Annotated in this window: 15 protein-coding genes; 6 read left to right on the top strand and 9 right to left on the bottom strand. The window is 72.2% G+C overall.

Annotated elements, in window-relative coordinates; translation table 11 throughout:
* Window positions 1-164 precede the first annotated feature (164 nt).
* Window positions 165-767, top strand: a complete 603-nt coding sequence (locus HNR22_RS25925; protein ID WP_179782537.1) for a TetR/AcrR family transcriptional regulator — start codon at window positions 165-167, stop codon at window positions 765-767.
* A 406-nt stretch (window positions 768-1,173) separates the two neighbouring features.
* Here HNR22_RS25925 and HNR22_RS25920 read toward each other — a convergent pair whose 3' ends face one another.
* The 9 genes from HNR22_RS25920 to ftsY form a co-directional block, all read right to left on the bottom strand.
* Complete coding sequence (locus tag HNR22_RS25920) at window positions 1,174-2,253, bottom strand: amidohydrolase family protein (protein WP_179782536.1); 1,080 nt, start codon at window positions 2,251-2,253, stop codon at window positions 1,174-1,176.
* A 65-nt stretch (window positions 2,254-2,318) separates the two neighbouring features.
* Window positions 2,319-3,881 (bottom strand): signal recognition particle protein, encoded by a 1,563-nt coding sequence (gene ffh, locus HNR22_RS25915; protein ID WP_179782535.1) that lies wholly within the window; start codon window positions 3,879-3,881, stop codon window positions 2,319-2,321.
* A gap of 114 nt (window positions 3,882-3,995) precedes the next feature.
* On the bottom strand, window positions 3,996-4,652 hold the full coding sequence (locus HNR22_RS25910) for a response regulator (protein ID WP_179782534.1): 657 nt from the start codon (window positions 4,650-4,652) through the stop codon (window positions 3,996-3,998).
* Window positions 4,649-5,812, bottom strand: a complete 1,164-nt coding sequence (locus HNR22_RS25905; protein ID WP_246381006.1) for a sensor histidine kinase — start codon at window positions 5,810-5,812, stop codon at window positions 4,649-4,651. The genes HNR22_RS25910 and HNR22_RS25905 overlap by 4 nt, the downstream gene beginning before the upstream one ends.
* A gap of 115 nt (window positions 5,813-5,927) precedes the next feature.
* On the bottom strand, window positions 5,928-8,204 hold the full coding sequence (locus HNR22_RS25900; RefSeq protein WP_179782532.1) for a [protein-PII] uridylyltransferase: 2,277 nt from the start codon (window positions 8,202-8,204) through the stop codon (window positions 5,928-5,930).
* A gap of 17 nt (window positions 8,205-8,221) precedes the next feature.
* Window positions 8,222-8,560, bottom strand: a complete 339-nt coding sequence (locus HNR22_RS25895; protein ID WP_172862163.1) for a P-II family nitrogen regulator — start codon at window positions 8,558-8,560, stop codon at window positions 8,222-8,224.
* A 25-nt stretch (window positions 8,561-8,585) separates the two neighbouring features.
* Complete coding sequence (locus tag HNR22_RS25890) at window positions 8,586-9,995, bottom strand: ammonium transporter (RefSeq protein ID WP_088946612.1); 1,410 nt, start codon at window positions 9,993-9,995, stop codon at window positions 8,586-8,588.
* 276 nt (window positions 9,996-10,271) lie between these two features.
* On the bottom strand, window positions 10,272-11,135 hold the full coding sequence (locus tag HNR22_RS25885; protein WP_179782531.1) for an aminoglycoside phosphotransferase family protein: 864 nt from the start codon (window positions 11,133-11,135) through the stop codon (window positions 10,272-10,274).
* A 6-nt stretch (window positions 11,136-11,141) separates the two neighbouring features.
* On the bottom strand, window positions 11,142-12,329 hold the full coding sequence (gene ftsY / locus HNR22_RS25880; RefSeq protein WP_088946610.1) for a signal recognition particle-docking protein FtsY: 1,188 nt from the start codon (window positions 12,327-12,329) through the stop codon (window positions 11,142-11,144).
* Between the two features lie 149 nt (window positions 12,330-12,478).
* Here ftsY and HNR22_RS25875 point away from each other — a divergent pair, with 149 nt between their 5' ends.
* The 5 genes from HNR22_RS25875 (at window position 12,479) to HNR22_RS25855 (ending at window position 17,497) form a co-directional block, all read left to right on the top strand.
* Window positions 12,479-14,206 (top strand): alkaline phosphatase D family protein, encoded by a 1,728-nt coding sequence (locus tag HNR22_RS25875; RefSeq protein ID WP_179782530.1) that lies wholly within the window; start codon window positions 12,479-12,481, stop codon window positions 14,204-14,206.
* A gap of 10 nt (window positions 14,207-14,216) precedes the next feature.
* Window positions 14,217-14,657 carry a MarR family winged helix-turn-helix transcriptional regulator gene (locus HNR22_RS25870; protein WP_231927243.1) on the top strand — a complete coding sequence of 147 codons (441 nt, stop codon included), beginning with the start codon at window positions 14,217-14,219 and terminating at the stop codon, window positions 14,655-14,657.
* Between the two features lie 183 nt (window positions 14,658-14,840).
* The gene (locus HNR22_RS25865) at window positions 14,841-16,418 is read left to right on the top strand and encodes an MDR family MFS transporter (protein ID WP_484502656.1); all 1,578 of its coding nucleotides are present in this window, start codon (window positions 14,841-14,843) and stop codon (window positions 16,416-16,418) included.
* Window positions 16,419-16,429: 11 nt separating this feature from the next.
* Window positions 16,430-16,924 carry a universal stress protein gene (locus tag HNR22_RS25860; RefSeq protein WP_172861966.1) on the top strand — a complete coding sequence of 165 codons (495 nt, stop codon included), beginning with the start codon at window positions 16,430-16,432 and terminating at the stop codon, window positions 16,922-16,924.
* A 42-nt stretch (window positions 16,925-16,966) separates the two neighbouring features.
* Complete coding sequence (locus tag HNR22_RS25855; protein ID WP_179782528.1) at window positions 16,967-17,497, top strand: DinB family protein; 531 nt, start codon at window positions 16,967-16,969, stop codon at window positions 17,495-17,497.
* Window positions 17,498-17,499 lie beyond the last annotated feature (2 nt).

Here is a 17,499-nt window from a genome sequence, read left to right as displayed (position 1 = left end):
CGTGTCGCAGCCCCTTCTGGTGGCGGTTGTGCACGCTCGCGGCGTCGGTGGTGACGCCGGTGGGCGGCGCGACGGCGGCCGGTGGGCGGCGCGACGGCGCACCTTCGGCGGGCGGGCCAGGCGCGCTGGGCGGGCGAGCCGCGCGGCTCTAGAATTCGACCATCATGACTGCAACGACGGACTCCCCGCGTCAGCGGCTGCGGGACACGATCGTGGACGCCGCCCGCGCGCGGACCATCGCCGCCGGGTGGGACGCGGTCCGGATGGGCGGCGTGGCCACCACGGCGGGAGTGAGCCGGCAGACCGTCTACAACGAGTTCGGCAGCAAGGCCGGGCTGGCCGAGGCGCTCGCCCGCCGCGAGGTGGACCGCTTCGTCGGCGACGTCCGTGCCGCCCTGCTCGCGCACGGATCCGACGTACGGACCGGCGCGTACGCCGCGATCGCGCACACCCTCGCCACGGCCGCCGACAACCCGCTGGTCAAGGCCATCCTGACCAGCGCCCGAGGTGGCTCGGACGAGCTGCTTCCGTACCTCACCACGCGGGCCGAGGTGGTGCTCACCGAGGCGTCCGGGGCGCTCATCGAGTGGGCTGGCGACCACCTTCCCGGAGCGGACCAGGCTGCGTTGGCCTTCGCCGCCGACACGATCGTCAGGTTGGTGGTGAGCCACATCGTGCTCCCCCGCTCGCCGATCGACCAGACCGCCACGGCCCTCGCCGACCTGGCCTTACGCCTCTTCAGCGCCGCCATCCGCCCAACCCCCTGACCCACCCGCCGCGCCGGCACCCGCCCTTGCACCGCCGTGCGCCGCACCCGCACCCGGCACTCCCCCGCACCCGCACCCGCACCCGCACCGCCGAGCGGCGGCGCGCCCGCGCAACTTCCCGGATGTTGCTGCCTCCGGTGCGCGGGAGGCAGCAACATCCCCGATGTTGCGCGGATCTTCCTCCCTGGCCGGGCTCCGATCCCGGCGCCGCGCCCAAGATCGCGCTCGATCCAGGATGTAGTGGCCTCGGCGTTGGAGGACCCCACTACATCCAGGATCGAGCGCGATCTTGCGGCGGAAACACGACTCCGCGGCGCGGCGCGGGGCGGCGCGGGGCGGCGCGGGGCGGGGCGGGGCGGCGCGGGGCGGCGCGGCGCGGCGCGGCGCGGCGCGGCGCGGCGCGGGGTCAGCGCACCACTTGGCCGCGCAGGATCGTGCGGGAGGGGGCGCGAACGACGCGCAGGTCGCGGCGGGGGTCTTCGGGGTAGACGGTCAGGTCGGCGAGGCCACCCTCGACCAGGCCGGGGAAGCCCAGCCACTGTCGGGCGCCCCAGGAGGCGGCGGCGAGTACGTCGATGGGCGCCATGCCGGCCTGCTCGTGCAGCAGCAGCATCTCCTCGGCGGCGAGTCCGTGGTCGATGCCCCCACCGGCGTCGGTGCCCACGTAGATCGGCACCCCCGCCTCGTACGCGGCACGCACCACCTCGGGGAAACCGTCGCGCAGCGCGAGCATGTGCTCCGCGTACCCGGGGAACTTGCCCCGCGCCTGCTCGGCGATGCCGCCGAAGGTGGCGATGTTGATCATTGTGGGGATCAGCGCGGTGCCCCGCCGGGCCATCTCGTCGATCAGGTCGAGGCTGAGGCCGGTGCCGTGCTCCACGGAGTCCACCCCGGCCCGCACCATGATCTCGACCGCCGACTCGGAGAAGGTGTGCACCGCGGCGCGTACCCCGGCGTCGTGGGCGGCCTGGACGGCCGCGGTGAGGGTGTCCGCGTCCCAGGCCGGCGCGAGGTCACCCACGCCCCGGTCGATCCAGTCGCCGACCAGCTTGACCCAGCCGTTGCCGGCCCGCGCCTGGGCGGCCACCGTCGCGGCCACGTCGGCCGCGTCGACCTCCACACCGATGTCCCGCAGGTAGCGCTTCGGCGGCGCGACGTGCCGGCCGGCGCGGGCCAGCCGCGGCAGGTCCGGCTCGTCGTCGAGTTCGGGGTACGGGTACGGCGACCCGGCGTCGCGGATCGCCAACACGCCGGCGTCCCGGTCGACGTGGGCCAACTTGCGGGCCTGGTCGAGTGAGGTGATCGGGGCGCCACCTCGGGCGATGCCGATGTGGCAGTGCGCGTCGACCAGCCCCGGCAGGACGAAGCCGCCGTCGACGACCGTCTCCGCACCGGGCACCGGGGTGAAGGTCACCCGCTCCCCGACCACCCAGAGATCCCGGACCTCGTCATCGGGGAGCAGCACACCGCGCACGTGAAGAGCCATGCGCACAGTCCTACCCGATCACGCCCGGTCGGGGGCGAGCAGGTCGCCCTCGACCGGCACGGACGTCAGCGGGGGCGGTTGTCGCCCTTGCCGAGCTTGTTGAAGTCGATCTTCGGAAGCTTGAAGCCGGGCGGAAGGCCCTGGCCACCGGCGAGGTCGTTCGGGTCCATCCCCGGCGGGAGCTGCGGCATGCCACCCGGGAAGCCTCCGGGCATCCCGGCTCCGGCACCCGCTCCCGTACGCGGCCGACCGCCACCCTTGGTGCCCTTGCGCTTGTTCTTCGGCGACTTGGTCGCCTTGCGCCGGCCACCGCCGGGCAGGCCCATCATGCCGCCCATCTGCTTCATCATCTTCTGCGCGTCGGTGAAGCGGTTGAGCAGCTGGTTGACGTCCATCACGGTGACCCCGGAGCCGTTGGCGATACGCGCTCGGCGGGAGCCGTTGATGATCTTCGGGTTGGTCCGCTCGCCCGGGGTCATCGACCGGATGATCGCGGTGACCCGGTCGAAGTGGGTGTCGTCTAGATCGGCGAGCTGGTCCTTCATCTGCCCCATGCCCGGCATCATGGCCAGCACGTTGGCGATCGGGCCCATCCGCCGGACCGCGATGAGCTGGTCGAGGAAGTCCTCCAGGGTGAACTGCTCGCCGCCCATCAGCTTGGCGGTCATCTTCTCCTTCTGATCGGAGTCGAAGGCCTGCTCGGCCTGCTCGATCAGAGTGAGGACGTCGCCCATGCCGAGGATCCGGCTGGCCATCCGGTCGGGGTGGAAGACGTCGAAGTCCTCCAACTTTTCACCGGTGGACGCGAACAGGATCGGCTGCCCGGTGACCTCGCGCACCGACAGCGCGGCACCACCGCGAGCGTCGCCGTCGAGCTTGGAGAGCACCACACCGGTGATGCCGACGCCGTCGCGGAACGCCTCGGCGGTGCGGACGGCGTCCTGACCGACCATCGCGTCGATGACGAAGATGACCTCGTCCGGCTGGACCGCGTCGCGAATGTCGGCGGCCTGCTGCATCATCTCGGCGTCGATGCCGAGGCGGCCGGCGGTGTCGACGATGACGATGTCGCGGGCAGCCCGCTTCGCGTGCTCGATCGAGGCGCGCGCCACCTGCACCGGGTCGCCGGTGCCGTTGCCGGGCTCCGGGGCGTACACCTCGACACCGGCCCGGCCACCGAGCACCTGGAGCTGCCCGACGGCGTTGGGGCGCTGGAGGTCGGCGGCGACGAGCAGCGGCTGGTGCCCCTGGCCCTTGAGCCAGCGGGCCAGCTTGCCGGCCAGGGTGGTCTTACCGGAACCCTGGAGACCGGCCAGCATGATCACGGTCGGCGGCTGCTTGGCGAACTGGAGCCGCCGGCCCTCGCCGCCGAGCACGGTGATCAACTCTTCGTTGACGATCTTGATGATCTGCTGTGCCGGGTTCAGCGCCTGGGAGACCTCGGAGCTGCGGGCCCGCTCCTTGACGGCAGCGATGAAGCCCTTGACCACCGGCAGCGCGACGTCCGCCTCCAGCAGCGCGAGGCGGATCTCGCGCGCGGTGGCGTCGATGTCGGCGTCGGTGAGCCGGCCCTTGCCGCGGAGCTTGGTGAAGATCCCGGACAGGCGGTCACTCAAGGTGTCAAACACGCGAACATCCCGTTTGTCAGTGTTCCGGCGGGCACAACGCGGCCGGCACTGCGGAGTCCGGCCACCGCTAGGGTAACCGCCCCGCCGCAAGGCCGCTGTCGCCCGGCCCGGGCCTCACCCCGACACCAACCCCGACTGGTACGCGAACACGACGAGCTGGGCCCGGTCCCGGGCTCCCAGCTTGCCCATCGCCCGGCTGACGTGGGTCCGCGCGGTCGCGGGGCTGACCACCAACCGGGCGGCGATCTCCTCGTTGTTCAGGCCCTCCCCGACCAGACCGACGACCTGGCGCTCGCGATCGGTCAGCGCGCTCAGCCGGGGGTGCGGACGAAGCACCCGCGACGGTCGGGTGGCGAACTCGCGCACCACCCGACGGGTCACCGACGGGGACAGCAGGGCCTCCCCCTCGGCGACGAGCCGGATCGCGCGCAGCAGTTCGGCCGGTCGGGTGTCCTTGGTGAGGAACCCGCTCGCGCCGTGCCGCAGCGCGTCGAAGACGTACTCGTCCAGCTCGAAGGTGGTCAGCACCACCACCCGCGTACCGGTCAGGTCGGGGTCCGCGACGATCCGCCGGGTCGCCTCGATGCCGTCGATACCGGGCATCCGGATGTCCATCAGCACCACGTCCGGCCGAACCCGGCGCGCCAGCTCCACCGCCTGCAACCCGTCGGCCGCCTCACCGGCGAGCGCCAGGTCGTCCTCGCTCTCCACCAGCGCGCGCAGACCGAGCCGGACCAGGTCCTGGTCGTCGGCGACCAGCACCCGGATCACGTGGTGGGCCCCACGGGCAGCCGGGCGTACACCCGGAACCCGCCGTCGGGGCGCGGCCCGGCGGCCAACCGCCCGCCCAACGCCGCGACCCTCTCCCGCATCCCGGCCAGACCGTGCCCACTCTCGTCGTCGACCGGGTCCGTCCCGACTCGCCGCACGCCGGTGCCCTCGTCGGTGACCTCGACGGTCACCTCGTCGGCGCGGTAGTCCACCCGCACCTGCGCGTTGGCCACCCCCGCGTGACGCAGCACGTTGGTCAACGCCTCCTGCACCACCCGGTACGCGGTCAGGTCCAGCGCCGCCGGCAGGTCCCGAGCGTCGCCGGTCACGCGCAGGTCGACGGCGAGTCCGGCCCCGGCGAGCCGGTCGCGCAGCGCCGGGAGCCGGGCCAGACCGGGCACCGGCCCTCGCTCGGCGCCCTGCCGCACCGCACCGAGGGTGACCCGAAGCTCGTCCAGCGCCTCCCGGCTGGTCCGGCTGATCGCGGTCAGCGCGGTCTCCGCCTGCTCGGGCCGTTTCGGCAGGAGGTGCAGGGCGATCTCCGCCTGCATGCTGATCGCGGCAAGCCCGTGCCCCACCACGTCATGCACCTCCTGCGCGATGCGCAGTCGCTCCTCGTCGGCCTGCCGCCGGGCCTGTTCGGCGCGATCTCGGGCCGCCTCGGCCCGGCTGCGCGCGGCCGTCTCGCGGTTGACCCGCACCACGACCCCCACGGCGAACGGTACGACCACCCACGCCGACGCGGGCAGCACTCCGGCCCAGCCGGGCGCCGGACCCTCGGACCAGAAGACGTGCGCCAACAACAGGACGAACGCGCCACCAAGGGCGAGCGCCGCCGGGCGCACCGGCAGTCGCACCGCCACGGTGTACACCGCGATGAGGAACGCGACCAGGATCGGCCCGTACGGGTAGCCGAACACCAGGTACGTCGACGTGGCCACGGTGACCACGGCGAGGGTGGCGATCGGGGCGCGCCTGCGGAACAGCAGAGCGAGCGCGGCGACCGCGATCAGCACCCGACTGGCGGCGTCCACCGGCCTCGACCCCGGCTGGTTGTCCCCGGCCAGACCGGTGGCGAGCAGCCCGAAACCGAGCAGCACCAGAGCCAGCGCGGCGTCTGCCGCCACCTCCGGCCACCGCCACCGCCCGCTGCCTCGCATGGCCGTCATTCTGCCCGCGCCGAGGCCACCTGACGTGCGTCCACGAGCGGCACCGCGGCTACGCACCTCGACGTACCCGCCACCGGACAGCAACCGCCGACGGTGTCGCCGTAGGTCAGACGGCGGCGAGGACGGCCGCCTCCAGGCGGGCCCGGGTGGCGTCGTCCGGCCAGCCGCCGACCAGGTAGAAGGCGTCCACCACGTCGGCGCCGAGAGTGGAGATGCGGGCCGCGCGGACCAGGGCACCCGCCTCGTCGAGCGCGCAGGCGACCCGGTAGAGCAACCCGGCGGCGTCGGCGGCGCGCAACTCCAGCAGCACGGCGTTGGTGGCCGCCTCTCGGTGCCAGACGACCCGGGGAGCAGCCCCACCGCCGCGGGCGGCGAGCGCCCGACCCCGCAGCCGCTGGGTGACCGACACGTCGCCGCCGACCGCCCGACGCAGGTCGGCGCGGAGCGGGACCGGGTCGGGCGGGAGACCGTAGCGGGGTTGGACCCGGCACTCGACCAGGGCGCGGCCGTCGACCACGGAGGCATCCGCGGAGATCACTTCCAGCCGGTGCAGCGCCAGGCATCCGGCAACCGTGGCGAGCAGGCCCCGTCGGTCGGCCGCGGCGACCGACACCCGGTCGCCGGTCAGGTGGACGACCGGCAGGGGCCCGGCCAGCAGCGCCGGGTCCGGGGTGGGCGGTTCGGGCAGTACGCCGGTGTCCAGTGCGGTGCGGACCCGACCGACCAGTTCGGCGACGAGTCGGCCCTTCCAGTCCGACCAGGCCGCCGGCCCGGTCGCCGCCGCGTCGGCGCGGACCAGCGCGTGCAACAGGTCGAGGGTGCCGGTGTCCCCCACCGACTCGGCCACCGAGGCGATGGTGACCGGGTCGGCCAGATCACGGCGGGTGGCCACGTCGGGCAGCAGCAGGTGCAACCGGACCAGCGTGCCGATCAGCTCGACCTCGGTGGGGGGCAGACCGATCCGGGTCGCCGCCGCCTGGGCGACGGGCACCCCGACGGTGCTGTGATCACCGGGGAGTCCCTTGCCGATGTCGTGCAGGAGGGCGCCGAGGAGCAGCAGGTCGGGCCGCTCCACCTCGCGGGCGTGCCGGCTGGCCTCGTGAGCGGTCTGCACCAGGTGCCGGTCGAGGGTGTAGCGGTGCACCGGGTTGTGCTGCGGCAGACTGCGCAGCCGGGTCCACTCGGGCAGCCAGTTGTCGACCAGTCCGTACCGGTCGCAGGTTTCCCAGGCGGGCACCAGGCCGGGACCGGCGCCGAGAAGGGTGGTCAGCGCGGCCCGGGCATCAGCCGGCCAGGGCGCGGGCAGTGGCGGGCAGTACGCCGCGAGCCATTCGCAGGTGGCCCGGGCGATCGGGAGTCGGGTCGTGGCCGCCGCGGCGGCCACCCGCAGCGAGAGGCTCGGGTCGGGGCGAGCCCCGATCGCCGTACGGGCCAGCACGAGCTCGCCGTCGTGCTCGACCACGTCGCGGGCCACCGGGCGGCGCGCGGGGCGAGCGCCGGCCCCTCGGGACCGGCCGGAGCGCAGCCGGTCGGCGGCGCGGAACGCGTCGTCCAGGGCGTGGCTGACAGTGCGGGCGTCACCGGCGACCCGGCGTAGGAGGGCGTCGCCGTCCTCCAGCGCGAGGAGTGCGGCCACACCGTCTCGTTCCTGGGCGACCAGCCGGTCGACCCGGCGGCCGACCTGCTGGTGCAGGGCGTCCCGGGTGTCGAGCAGGCGCAGGTGTGCGGCGCGTACGGCGGGGCGCAGCGCGTCGGTGATGCCGGCGGCGGAGATCGCTCGCAGGAGCCCCACGTCGCGCAGACCGCCGGCGGCCTCCTTCAGGTCGCCCTCCAGCAGGAAGGCCAGCTCGCCGTGGGCCTGCCAGCGTGCTTCGGTGACCGCCCGCAGGCCGGGTAGGTGCCGGACGGCGGTGCGCCGCCAATGGTCGGCGGCGGTGCGGATCAGCGCCTCGGCCAACGTCTGGTCGCCCGCCACCAGCCGGGCGTCGAGCAGCCCGAGGGCGACCTTGACGTCGTCCTGGGCCACCGAGAGTGCTTCGGAGACGGTGCGTACCGAGTGGTCGAGCCGCAGGCCGGCGTCCCAGATCGGGTACCAGACCGAGGCGGCCAACTCGTCGGTGCCGGGCACCCCGGCGTGCAGCAGAACCAGGTCGAGATCGCCGTACGGGGCGCACTGCCGCCGCCCCAACCCCCCGACGGCGATCAGCGCGACCCCCTCCCGCGAAGGCAGCAGCCCCCGCAGAAAGGTGTCGTAAGCGCTCGCCCGCCCCAGCCGGGCGGGCTCCCCGATCCCCCCTGGAACGCCGACGACCTCGTTGATCAAGAGGTTCGCGTCACCGTCACCGGCGTGTCCTGACGCATTCTTCTTGATCAACGAGGTCATGTCAGTCGTGGCCGCGGTCAGAGGGCGTCTAGGCCGCGTTCGCCGGTACGCACCCGGACGACCTCTTCGACACCGGTGACCCAGACCTTGCCGTCACCGATCTTGCCCGTGCGGGCCGCCCCGACGATGGCGTCCACCACCTTGTCCACGTCGATCTCGTCGGTGAGCACCTCCACCCGGATCTTGGGCAGGAACTCGACCGTGTACTCGGCACCCCGGTAGACCTCGGTGTGCCCCTTCTGCCGTCCGTACCCCTGAACCTCGCTGACGGTCAGCCCGGCCACCCCGAGGGCGTGCAGGGCCTCCTTCACCGCGTCCAGTTGGTACGGCTTGATGACCGCGGTCACCAGCTTCATGTCCAACCCCTCCATCCCAGGAACGTTAACCGGCGACCTTTTCGCTGACCGTCTCGGCGGGCTCCGCCGGCGGCTTGGCACCACTCGTGCCGCCACCGGGGGTGCCGATGCCGGCCATCGCGAACGCGCTGCCCGTGCCGCCACCGGCCGGGGACAGGTCGTAGCTGCTCTCGGCGTGCTCGGCGATGTCGATGCCCTCGACCTCGTCCTCACCCTTGACCCGGAAGCCGATCGTCTTCTCGATGACGAAGGCCAGCACCCAGGCGATGCCGAACGACCAGACGGTGACGATCAGGCCGGCGAGGGCCTGCCGCCCGAGCTGGGTCGCGCCGCCGCCGTAGAAGAGGCCGTCGGAGGCACCCACCACGTCGCTGATCGCGGCGTTGACCGAGTTGGTGGCGAAGAGACCGAGCCAGAGCGAGCCGATCCAACCACCGACGAAGTGCACGCCCACCACGTCGAGCGAGTCGTCGTAGCCGAGCTTGTACTTGAGGCTGACGGCGAGCGCGCACACCGCACCGGCGACGATGCCGAGCAGGACGGCCGCCCACGGGGCGATGAAACCGCAGGCCGGGGTGATGGCGACCAGGCCGGCGACGGCACCGGACGAGGCGCCCACCATCGTCGGCTTACGGGTCTTGACCCACTCGACAGCGATCCAGCCGAGCACCGCCGCCGCCGTGGCGAGCTGGGTGTTGATGAAGGCGAGGCCGGCGACCGAGTCGACGGTCAGCTCGGAGCCGGCGTTGAACCCGAACCAGCCGAACCACAGCAGACCCGCACCGAGCGCGACCAGCGGGATGTTGTGCGGCTTCATGCCCTCACGCGGCCAACCGAGCCGCTTGCCGAGCACCAGAGCCACGGCCAGGGCCGCCGCACCGGCGTTGATGTGCACCGCGGTGCCACCGGCGAAGTCCAGGGCGTGGATGTCGGCGCCGATGATGCCGCCGCCCCACACCCAGTGGGCGACCGGGAAGTAGACCAGGGTGGCCCAGCCGAAGGCGAACAGCAGCCAGCCGGCGAACTTGGCCCGGTCGGCGATGGCGCCGCTGATCAACGCGACGGTGATCACCGCGAAGACCATCTGGAAGGCCATGAACACGTAGAGCGGGACCCCGATGCCGCTGGGGTTCTCCGCCGTGGCACCCCACAGGTCGGTCTCGGCGAGGAACGTCTTGGTGCCGAGGTACGCGCCCGGGTCGCCCCAGAAGCCGTTCACGTCGGTCCCGAAGGCGACGCTGAATCCGTAGAACCACCACAGAATAGAGATGAGCCCGATAGCGGAGAAGCTCATCATCATCATGTTGAGTACGCCCTTGGCCCGGTTGAGGCCGCCGTAGAACAGCGCCAGTCCGGGGGTCATGAGCAGCACGAGCGCGGTCGAAACCAGCAGCCACGTGGTGTTGGCGCCGTCGATCGTCGGTGCTTCAGGCACGCTGGCCTCCTAAAGGGTGAATTCCTCCTTCGCGGCTTTCCGGGGCAGCGTCGCCCGTAGGCCGGTTGCGCGGAAGCTTCGCGGCCGGCTGTTTCACCCAGGGTCCCGGGCGGGTTTCCGTTTCGTGACGGGTTGTTTCGTACGTGTCACGAAGTCCGCACAGTCAGCGGCATGGACAATGGTGGATCGTTCGGACGGCGGACGTCGATGGCTGACCGGCCAGTCCCATCGACCGGTCCGCTTGACGGGACCGACCGAGCATCGACCGGCCGACGGTCAGCGGAGGGCGTTCTCCAGTGCGTGCCGCTCGTAGTCGAGCAGCCGCAGATCGCGCATCGGTCGGCGCAGGTGGCCCTTGTGCACGATCCGGACGAACGCCGGCTCACCGGCGGCGGCCATCCGGCGGATGCCCTCGACGTGGTCCACGATCCGCTTACGGATGGTCCGGATCAGCCGGTGCCGGTCCCGAGGGATCAGCCCGTACGCGTCGGCGAAGAGCCGGAGCCGGCGCGGCCGGTCCGGGTGCTTCCAACCGAGCGTGATCGAGTCACGGTCCGCGAAGATCGGCACCCAGGTCCAGGCCGCGTACGCCACGTCGTAGATCCGCGCGCCGGGTGAGGCGAGGTCGAAGTCGATCAACCCGAGGGTGCCGTCCGGCCGCCAGATCACGTTGTGCGGCGCGGCGTCGTGGTGACAGATAACCTCGGTGTCGGGCGGCGGGGGGCCGAACGAGCGCCAGACCGCCCCCGGCTGCGGAGTGAAGCCGTACTGCGCGTCGTGGAACATCCGCAGCATGGTGGCGACGGTGACCAGCGCCTCGTCGGTCACCCAGTGCGGGGCGAGCGGGTATTCCCCGCACTCCCCCTCCAGGTACGACAGCACCTCGCGGTTGCGCTCGTCCATGCCGAGCGCCCGGGGTGCGCCGGTGAAGCCCACGTACTCCAGGTGGCGCAGCAGGGCGTGCACGGACGGTGTCCACGGCCCGGCGTTGCGGCGGACCGTGTCACCGACGCGGACGACGGTGCTCACGTTGCCGCCGTGCAGCGGGATCTCCTGCGAAGTCACGTACGGTCTCCCGAGGCGCTGCGAGGGGTGGCCGGGCTCACGCCAGCCCGCGTATGCGCGGTTGTCACTGGACACCCGAGACTACGCGTCCCGTCCGGTGGCCTCGGTCCCCAGCAACGCGTCGACGAACTGCGCCGGGTCGAACGGGGCCAGGTCGTCCTTGCCTTCACCGAGGCCGACCAGCTTCACGGGGATGCCGAGCTTGCGCTGCACGGCGATCACGATGCCGCCCTTGGCGGTGCCGTCGAGCTTGGTCAGCACCACGCCGGTCACGTTGACCACCTCGGTGAAGACCCGGGCCTGCTCCAGGCCGTTCTGGCCGGTGGTGGCGTCCAGGATGAGCAGTGTCTCGTCGATCGGGCCCTGCTTCTCCACCACGCGCTTGACCTTGCCCAGCTCGTCCATCAGGCCGACCTTGTTCTGCAGGCGGCCGGCGGTGTCGATGAGCACGGTGTCCACGCCGGTGTCGATGCCGCGCTTGACCGCATCGAAGGCGACGCTGGCCGGGTCGGCGGCCTCGGGCCCCCGGACGGTCTCCGCGCCGACGCGCGAGCCCCAGGTCTCCAGCTGGTCGGCGGCGGCGGCGCGGAAGGTGTCCGCGGCGCCGAGCAGCACGGTACGGCCGTCGGCGACCAGCACTCGGGCGATCTTGCCGCAGGTGGTGGTCTTGCCGGCGCCGTTGACGCCGACGACGAGGACCACCGCCGGCACGCCGTCCTTCGGGGCGGTCCGCAACGAGCGGTCCAGGCTCGGGTCGAGCGCGTTGACCAGCTCGGCGGCGAGCAGTGCCCGCAGCTCTGAGGCCGAGCGGGTGCCGAGCACCCGGGTGCGTTCACGAAGCCGGTCGACGATGTCGCGGGTGGCGTCGACACCGACGTCGGCGGTGATCAGGCTGTCCTCGATCTCCTCCCAGACGTCCTCGTCGAGGTGGTCGCGGGCGAGCAGGCCGAGCAGGCCCTTGCCGAAGACGTTCTGCGAGCGGGACAGTCGCGAGCGGAGCCGGACCAGCCGCCCGGCGGTCGGCTCGGGCACCTCCACCGGTGCGGGCGCCTCGATGACCGGCGGCGGCTCGACCAGGACGCCGGTGGACAGTTCGGACTCCGGTGCCTCGACCGGCGGGCCGGCGAGATCTTCCTCGGCCCTGGTGTCGACCTCGGTGTGCGGCAGTGGGGGCTCGGGCCGCCGCCGCAGGCGCGGCACGACCAGCCCTACTGTGCCGGCGATCAGCACACCGAGCAGGACCAGAGCGAGGACGAGATATTCGGCCATGCCGGAATCCTGTCAGATGCGGGCGACGGCGTCCCAGCCACCGCACCCCGAGCGGTGCCCGGAGTCTCAACCACCGCACCCCGAGCGGTGCCCGGAGTCTCAACCACCGCACCCGGTCGGTGCCGGAAACCGGCGGTAGGCTCGGCCGCATGCCCGCCGCACACCTCCTCATCGGCCCACTCCTGCGGCGAGTGGTGGACACCCGAGCGACCGTCTGGGTGGAAACGGCGGCGCCCGCCGTGGTCACCGTCCGCACCGCCGACGGCGCCACCGGCACCGCGCCCACCTTCTCGGCGTACGACCACCACTACGCCCTCGTGGTGGTGGAGGGGCTCACCCCGGACAGCACGACCACCTACGAGGTGCTCGTCGACGACGAGGTGGTCTGGCCGGTGCCGAGCAGCGGCTTCCCGCCGAGCGTGATCCGCACCCGGGCCGCCGACGACCGGGACCAGCCGGTCAACCTGATCTTCGGCTCGTGCCGCGAGACCACCCAGCACTCCACGACCCGCAAGCTGCCACCGGACGCGCTGGACGCGTACGCCCGTCGGTTGATGGCCGACCCGGAGGCGAACCCGCCGCCGGACCTGCTGGTCCTGCTCGGTGACCAGGTCTACGCCGACGTCACCTCGCCCACGGTGCGCCGGCTGCTGCGTCGGCGTCGGCGGCGTCCTAAGGGCGCCCCGGCCGACCAGGTGGTGAGCTTCGACGAGTACACGAAGCTGTATCTGGAGTCCTGGCGTGACCCGGAGATCCGTTGGCTGCTCTCCACCGTGCCGAGCGTGATGATCTTCGACGATCACGAGATCATCGACGACTGGAACACGTCCGCGTCGTGGCGGGCGGACGTGCGCCGGGAGCCGTGGTGGGCCGAGCGGATCGGCAGCGGGCTCGCCTCGTACTGGGTCTACCAGCACCTGGGCAACCTCTCCCCGGACGAGATCGCCGCCGACCCGGTCTTCGCGAAGGTCGCCGCCGCCGAGGACGCCACCGGTGTGCTGCGCGAGTTCGGCCACCGGGTCGACCAGGAGTCGGACCTGGCGCACGACACCGAGCGCTGGCGCGCGGTGCAGTACCAGTGGAGTTACGCACTGGACCTGGGCCGGACCCGGCTGGTGATGCTCGACAACAGGTGCAGCCGGGTGCTCGAACCGGGCAGCCGGGCGATGTTGCCGCCGGGTGAGTGGTCCTGGTTCCTCGACCAGGCGCACGGGGTCTACGACCACCTGGTGGTCGGCGCCTCGCTGCCCTGGCTGCTGCCGCAGGGCATCCACCACATCGAGGCATGGAACGAGAAGCTGGCGGACTCGCGTCGCCCCTGGGTGGCCCGCGGGGCGGAGAAGCTGCGCCGCGCACTGGACCTGGAGCACTGGGCGGCGTTCCGGCGCTCCTTCGAGGCGCTGGCGGAGACCTTCACCCGCATCGGCACCGGCACGCCCCGGCAGTCCGGCGCGCGGGTCGGCGCCGGTCCGGCGTACGCCCCGCCGGCGTCGATCAGCGTGCTCTCCGGGGACGTGCACCACTCGTACGTGGCCCGGGCCCGGTTCGGCGACCCGGCGGTGGTCACGCCCGTGCACCAGCTCACCTGCTCACCGATCCACAACCAGGTGCCGGCCGGCATTCGTCCGCTGATGCGGCTCGGTTGGTCGGCCGGTCCGGCCGGCGCCACCCGGGCGCTGGCTCGCTCCGCGGGTGTCCGGCGGCCGGGGGTGCGGTGGCGCAAGTTGGCCGGTCCCTACTTCGGCAACGCGGTCGCCACCCTGACGCATGAGGGGCGCAGAGCTGACGTGGTCATCGAGGGCACCACGAAGGACGGACACCTACGCCCCGTGATGCGGCGCCGACTCTCGGCCGCCGCACCGCCGACCTCGCCGTAGTCTCTACGCCGTGGACGAGCACCTGCCAGAACCGATCCGGGCGGTCGAGCACGAGTTGACCGCCCTGCTGCGTCGTGGGCGGGCGGTTTCCTGGGAAATCGCCCGCGAGGTGCACCCGAACCTGGAGCCGAACACGTACGGGCTGCTGCTCTGGTTGAGGCGCAGTGGGTCGATCCGGTTGACCGAGTTGGCGGCGCGGCTCGGTGTGGGCAAGGGAACGCTGAGCCGGCAGATCAACGCTCTGGAGGTCCTCGGCCTGGTCTACCGTGACCCCGATCCGAGCGACCGGCGGGCCGCGCAGATCACGTTCACCGAGGAGGGCCAGCGCCGGTTCGACGCGGCCCGGTCCGCGCGGGTGGGAGAGTTGCTGCGTACGCTGAACGACTGGCCGGCCCGGGACGTCGAGGAGTTCGCCCGGCTGTTGGGCCGGTTCAACGACTCCTGGCAGTAGCGCTCCAGGACGGGGAATAGTGCACCGCTTCGTCAGGTTGTTGCTTCAGGCAACCAAATATGCGGTTGCCTCAGGCAACTCTCAGGCGACCCTCACGAAACACCCGTCGCTTCACCTCGACTCCCTCCGGAGGCAGCAACGATGAGCCAGGCGACAGCGCCCACACGGGCGACCGGCGTTGACATGACGCACCGGCAGATCCTGCAGGCACTCTCCGGCCTGCTGCTGGGCATGTTCGTCGCGATCCTCTCCTCCACGGTCGTCTCGAACGCGCTGCCGAGGATCATCACCGAACTGCACGGGAGCCAGTCCGCGTACACCTGGGTGGTCACCTCGGCCCTGCTCGCGACCACCGCGACCACCCCCATCTGGGGCAAACTCGCGGACCTGACCAGCAAGAAACTCCTGGTCCAGATCTCCCTGGGGATCTACGTGCTGGGCTCGGTGCTGGCCGGGGCCGCGCAGGGCACCAGTGAGCTGATCGCCTGCCGGGTGCTCCAGGGAATCGGCGCCGGCGGCCTCACCGCGCTGGCCCAGGTGATCATGGCGACCATGATCGCCCCACGCGAGCGGGGCCGCTACAGCGGCTACCTCGGCGCTGTGATGGCCGTCGGCACCATCGGCGGCCCGCTGATCGGCGGTGTGATCGTGGACACCTCCTGGCTCGGCTGGCGCTGGTGCTTCTACGTCGGCGTGCCGTTCGCCATCGCCGCGCTGGTCGTGCTCCAGAAGACCCTGCACCTGCCCGTGATCAAGCGGAAGGCGCAGATCGACTGGTGGGGCGCCACGCTGATCACCGCAGCCGTCTCGCTGCTGCTGATCTGGGTCTCGCTCGCTGGCGGCCAGTTCGCCTGGGCCTCCTGGCAGAGCGCCGTCATGGTGGTCGGTGCCCTGGTGCTCGGCGCGCTGGCGATCCGGGTCGAGACCCGGGCCGCCGAGCCGATGATCCCGCCGCGGCTGTTCCGCAACCGCACCATCACCCTGGCCGTCGTCGCCAGCATCGCGGTCGGCGTGGGTATGTTCGGCGCCTCGGTCTTCCTCGGCCAGTACTTCCAGATCAGCCGCGGCCAGAGCCCGACCATGTCCGGCCTGATGACGCTGCCGATGATCCTCGGTCTGCTGGTCTCCTCGACGCTGAGCGGCCGGATCATCACCCGTACCGGCCGCTGGAAGCGGTTCCTGGTCATCGGTACGGCGCTGCTCACCGCCGGCTTCGCGCTGATGGGCACGCTCCGGGCCGACACCAGCTTCACCCTGCTCAGCGTCTACATGGCGCTGGTCGGCATCGGCCTGGGCATGACCATGCAGAACCTGGTCCTCGCCGTGCAGAACACCGTCGGCACCCACGAACTCGGCGTGGCCAGCTCGACGGTTGCGTTCTTCCGCAGCCTCGGCGGCGCGATCGGCGTCTCCGTGCTCGGCGCGGTGCTCGCCCACAAGGTCACGGGCTACACCGCGGAGGGCCTCGGCCGGCTCGGTATCGCCGCGTCCGGCTCGGGCAGCGGTGGTGTCCTGCCCGACGTGCACACCCTGCCCGGGCCGATCCGGGACGTGGTGGAGAGCGCGTACGGCCACGGCGCCGGCGACATCTTCCTGGCCGCCGCCCCCTTCGCGCTGATCGCGCTGATCGCTGTGAGCTTCATCAAGGAGGTGCCGCTGCGGCAGCACAGCAGCTCTCCGGTCGGCGCCGAGGTCGAGCAAGAATCAACCATCGCGGCCGGCGCTGGTGCCGCCGTGGTCCGCACCGGCGAGCAGAGGTGAGGTAGCCAGCCATGAGCGTGGGAGCACCGGACCGCGAGGAGTACGGCCCCCGGACCCGCCCGCTGCCGTTCGAACGCGGCACGGACGGGCCCCGGGTGGTCCTGGTCGGCGTGGACGGCACCCGCACCTCCGAGCGGGCCGGCTGGTACGCCGCCGGCCTGGCCCGCCGGCAGGGTGCCGCGTTGGTGGTGGTCTACGTCAGCTCGACGAGCGGGCTGACCGCCCTGATGCCGGGGATGGACGCCGGCGCGGTGCAGCGAACCCACGACGAGCTGGCCGCCGAGCTGCGCCGGGAGTGCCGCCGCGGGGCCGAGGAGCTGGGCGTACCGCTGACTTTCCTGTCCCGGCGCGGCGACGCGTACGGGGAGTTGTGCGCGGCGGCGGACGAGTTCCAGGCCGACATGGTGGTGGTGGGCGCCTCCGAGCAGGCCGGTCACCGGCTGGTCGGCTCGGTCGCCAGCCGTCTGGTCCGCACCGGCCGGTGGCCCGTCGTCGTGGTGCCCTGATAACCCGTCGCGGCTGTCGTACCCGAGCCGCAGGATGACCCGATGACGACATGGAGAGCACCGGAGATCGACCGCAGCCACGAGCCTCTGGTCGCAGATGAGCGCACCATGCTGGAGGGCTGGCTCGACTACCACCGCGACACCCTGCTGCACAAGTGCGCCGGCCTGACCGCCGAGCAGTTGCGCACGGCAAGCGTCGAGCCCTCCGGCCTGAGCCTTCTCGGGTTGGTCCTGCACATGACCGACGTCGAGCGCTCCTGGTTCCGCCAACGCTTCGCCGGCCAGGACCTGCCCGACCTCTTCGACTACGCCACCGACAACGACGCCGACTTCCACGCTGCGGCGGGCGCCGACGCGGAGACCGCCTTCGCCGCCTTCCGAGCCGAGGTCGAAGCGGCACGGGCGGCGACCGAGGGACGCTCCCTGGACGAGACGTTCACGCTGACCCGCAGCGACGGGACCCGCACCTTCAGCCTGCGCTGGGCGTACGTCCACATGATCGAGGAGTACGCCCGGCACAACGGCCACGCCGACCTGATCCGGGAACGCATCGACGGGGTCACCGGCGATTGACC

Origin of the sequence: Micromonospora jinlongensis (genome assembly GCF_013410645.1) — a bacterium.
Classification (GTDB): domain Bacteria; phylum Actinomycetota; class Actinomycetes; order Mycobacteriales; family Micromonosporaceae; genus Micromonospora; species Micromonospora zamorensis.
This window is presented reverse-complemented; position numbering and strand designations above follow the sequence as displayed.

Excerpts from the sequence above, each read along its gene's own strand:
- HNR22_RS25865 (WP_484502656.1), top strand. The coding sequence starts at position 14,841 with ATGACGCACCGGCAGATCCTGCAGGCACTCTCCGGCCTGCTGCTGGGC.
- HNR22_RS25925 (WP_179782537.1), top strand. The coding sequence starts at position 165 with ATGACTGCAACGACGGACTCCCCGCGTCAGCGGCTGCGGGACACGATC.
- HNR22_RS25855 (WP_179782528.1), top strand. The coding sequence starts at position 16,967 with ATGACGACATGGAGAGCACCGGAGATCGACCGCAGCCACGAGCCTCTG.
- HNR22_RS25875 (WP_179782530.1), top strand. The coding sequence starts at position 12,479 with ATGCCCGCCGCACACCTCCTCATCGGCCCACTCCTGCGGCGAGTGGTG.
- HNR22_RS25895 (WP_172862163.1), bottom strand. The coding sequence starts at position 8,560 with ATGAAGCTGGTGACCGCGGTCATCAAGCCGTACCAACTGGACGCGGTG.
- HNR22_RS25920 (WP_179782536.1), bottom strand. The coding sequence starts at position 2,253 with ATGGCTCTTCACGTGCGCGGTGTGCTGCTCCCCGATGACGAGGTCCGG.
- ftsY (WP_088946610.1), bottom strand. The coding sequence starts at position 12,329 with ATGGCCGAATATCTCGTCCTCGCTCTGGTCCTGCTCGGTGTGCTGATC.
- HNR22_RS25905 (WP_246381006.1), bottom strand. The coding sequence starts at position 5,812 with ATGCGAGGCAGCGGGCGGTGGCGGTGGCCGGAGGTGGCGGCAGACGCC.
- HNR22_RS25900 (WP_179782532.1), bottom strand. The coding sequence starts at position 8,204 with ATGACCTCGTTGATCAAGAAGAATGCGTCAGGACACGCCGGTGACGGT.
- HNR22_RS25860 (WP_172861966.1), top strand. The coding sequence starts at position 16,430 with ATGAGCGTGGGAGCACCGGACCGCGAGGAGTACGGCCCCCGGACCCGC.